This is a genomic window from Nocardia sp. CWNU-33 (assembly GCF_046764895.1).
Taxonomy (GTDB): domain Bacteria; phylum Actinomycetota; class Actinomycetes; order Mycobacteriales; family Mycobacteriaceae; genus Nocardia.
Genome location: NZ_JBKOQN010000089.1, coordinates 1 through 2,974, shown reverse-complemented (window position 1 = coordinate 2,974; position 2,974 = coordinate 1). Strand labels below are relative to the sequence as shown.

General features: G+C 63.9%; 2 protein-coding genes. Both read left to right on the top strand.

The window, feature by feature from the left end; genetic code table 11:
* Positions 1–676 precede the first annotated feature (676 nt).
* The gene (locus ACLMAL_RS39410; protein WP_412003734.1) at positions 677–1,705 is read left to right on the top strand and encodes an alpha/beta hydrolase; all 1,029 of its coding nucleotides are present in this window, start codon (positions 677–679) and stop codon (positions 1,703–1,705) included.
* 348 nt (positions 1,706–2,053) lie between these two features.
* Positions 2,054–2,974 (top strand): IS481 family transposase (locus tag ACLMAL_RS39405; RefSeq protein ID WP_412003733.1); only part of this gene is annotated, 921 nt, incomplete at its 3' end.

The window sequence follows — 2,974 nt, the reverse complement described above, 5'->3', positions numbered from 1 at the left end:
GTTCCTGTATCTCAACTGCTCACACCCGGGGTACGCCTGCGAGCTCTGCGACCGACAGCTGTACCCGGACTGGTACCGCCACGAACGCACCGCCTTCACCACCCAAGGAAACGGCAGCCATGAACGCTCCGCAGTGCTGTGGTCCAACCGCCCGCTGCGCCGACAACTCTCGATAACCGAAGCGTCGGAGTTTCGTGACAACGAACCATCGAGCACCCCCGGATGTCATGAAACGGGTGGACGCCTGCGCGATCTGAAAAGCAGCCCCAGCCCCGAAGATCGCCGATCTCGACACCGTTGCTGAGGTCATGCACGAGCTGCGGGCACTGGCTGCCTCCGCCGTGTACGGAAGCACCAAGGGGCCAGTCGACCACGAGGGCGAACCGCTGTCGCATCGGCCCAGCCTTGGTTCGCGTGGCAGTCGCCCCGTGGAATCAGCTGTTCGGCAGATGGATGCCCCGCACCGGACTCAGCGGAAGTCTCCACCGACGCGGATGCTGCGAACAAGACCGAGTCCTCACCCCAACCGCTGAACACTCCGCGGCCGAAACCAAACCGGTCACGGTGGCAACGCGAATCTCCTGCGATGCCCCTCCAGGACGCTGCCAGCTACCGAAGCATTCTGCAGCGCCATTCCGACAGTGGCCGACAACAAGTACACGAAAGGGCCCCGACCTTGAGAACACGGCGATCGACACAGACGACAACGCTGCGCTGGGGGCTTGCCAGTGCGCTGGCCGCTGCCAGCCTGGTTGGCGCGGCGACCACCGCGACCGCCGCACCCGGGACGGCCAGTGTTGTCTCGGCAGCGGAAGTGAACGACCGACAACAGAATGTCATGGTGTTCTCTCCTGCTATGAACAGGCCGATCCTGGTGCAGGTCATCCGCGCAGCGGACACGGCGAAGCCACGACCCACGATGTACTTGCTCAACGGCTCCGGAGGTGGACCAAACCAGAGCGGGTGGGACGCCCAGACCGAAGTCGTGAGTTTCTTGCGCAGCAAAGACGTCAACGTCGTGACCCCATTCGGTGGCAGCAACTCCTACTACACCGACTGGGTACGCGACGACGCCGTCCTGGGCCACAACAAGTGGCAAACCTTCATCAACGAGGAGTTGCCGCCGGTCATCGAGGAGTTCTTGGGAGCCAACGGGAACCGTACGCTGGTGGGCGTGTCGATGAGCGGCACCTCGGTACTGAATCTCGCGATCGCGAAGCCCGGTTTCTGGAAGAGTGTGGCGTCCTACAGTGGTTGCGCGCAGACATCGGACCCCATCGGGCAGGAGTTCGTCCGGCTCACAGTGGAGAACTGGGGCGGTGGGCAGAGCGTCGAGAATATGTGGGGCCCACGCGACGGACCGTTGTGGCGCGCCAACGATCCGCTGGTCAATGCGGATCGGCTGCGCGGGACTGCGGTCTATTTAAGTTCAGGCAGTGGCACTCCGGCGGCACCGCACGACACTCCGAACGATCCGCGGGTGCAGGATGGGCGGATTCCGCTGCCGGTACAGATCGTGTTCGGTGGGCCGATCGAAGCGGCTATCCACTTCTGCACAGTGAACCTGACCAACCGGCTGCGCGAACTGAATATCCCGGTGACGCTGGACGATCGGCCGGTCGGCACCCATTCGTGGGGTTACTGGGAGGATGACCTGAAACGCTCCTGGCCATTCCTGGCTCAGTCGATCGGCAGTCAGAGCTGATCAACACGGCATTATTGCTGGGTTGATCTTCGGGTCCGGGCCGCAAGAACTGTTGGACACGGCCGATGCTCGCGGGCACGACAGCGAGGATCGGTTGAGGTGACCTTACGCTGGCGTAGGGCCTCGTCGCTTGCACCGCGGTCCGATCAACGCATCCTGCGTGACGGAGTCGGCAACGGACGGCTTTCACCTAACCGCGGTGGCGTGAAACATTAGACGCCGAACACTATCTGGCGATCTAGCTGTACTGACCATGGACGTTGGTGACGGCGTGGCGAGCTGACATGGCGAAGACCTCCGAGTGAAGTGCGAGCTGTCTAGGAACGCATTCACCTGTCGGAGGTCTTCGTGTCTCACCGTAATGCCCCGCTCTCGGAGTTGGGCCGGTTACGTCTTGCTCGTTGTGTCGTCGATGAAGGTTGGCCGCTCCGCCGGGCGGCCGAACGATTCCAGGTCTCGGCCACCACCGCGTCGAGGTGGGCGGGTCGCTATCGCCTGCTGGGCCCGGCGGGCATGGTCGATCGGTCCTCGCGACCACATCACAGCCCGCGCCGGACACCGACGCGCACCGAGCGCCGCATCATCAAAGTTCGTGTGCTGCGCCGATGGGGACCAGCCCGCATTGCCTACCTGCTGGGCTTGCATCCCTCGACGGCGCACCGGGTCCTGACGCGCTACCGGCTGGCACGGCTGCGCTGGCTCGACCGCGCCACCAGCCAACCGGTACGCCGCTATGAACACGATGCCCCGGACGATCTGATCCACATCGACGTCAAGAAACTCGGCAAGATCCCCGACGGCGGCGGCTGGCGCAAGCTCGGCCGTTCCGCTGGCAACCGAAATTCCCAGGCACACAAGCTAAGCGGGGTCAACAATGTTCACGGCAACCCGACGCACGGCTACCACTACCTGCACACTGCCCTCGATGATCATTCCCGGCTGGCCTACACCGAACTCCTCGGTGACGAGCGCAAGGACACCGCCGCCGCGTTCTGGGCACGCGCCAACGCCTGGTTCACCGCCAACTGCATCATCACCCGAAAGGTGTTGACCGACACCGGGTCCTGCTACCGATCCCGCAGCTTCGCCGAGGCCCTAGGGCCAGTGGTCCACAAACGCACCCGTCCCTACCGGCCCCAAACCAACGGCAAGGTCTGTGAGTATTTCCGGGACGCCCGCATCAGGCGGTCTGACCCTGGCCAAGGTATGACCGCGGTGTCCTTCGTTCGATTTGTCGACCGCCTCGATGCGGGCGTCCACGCGTGCGCC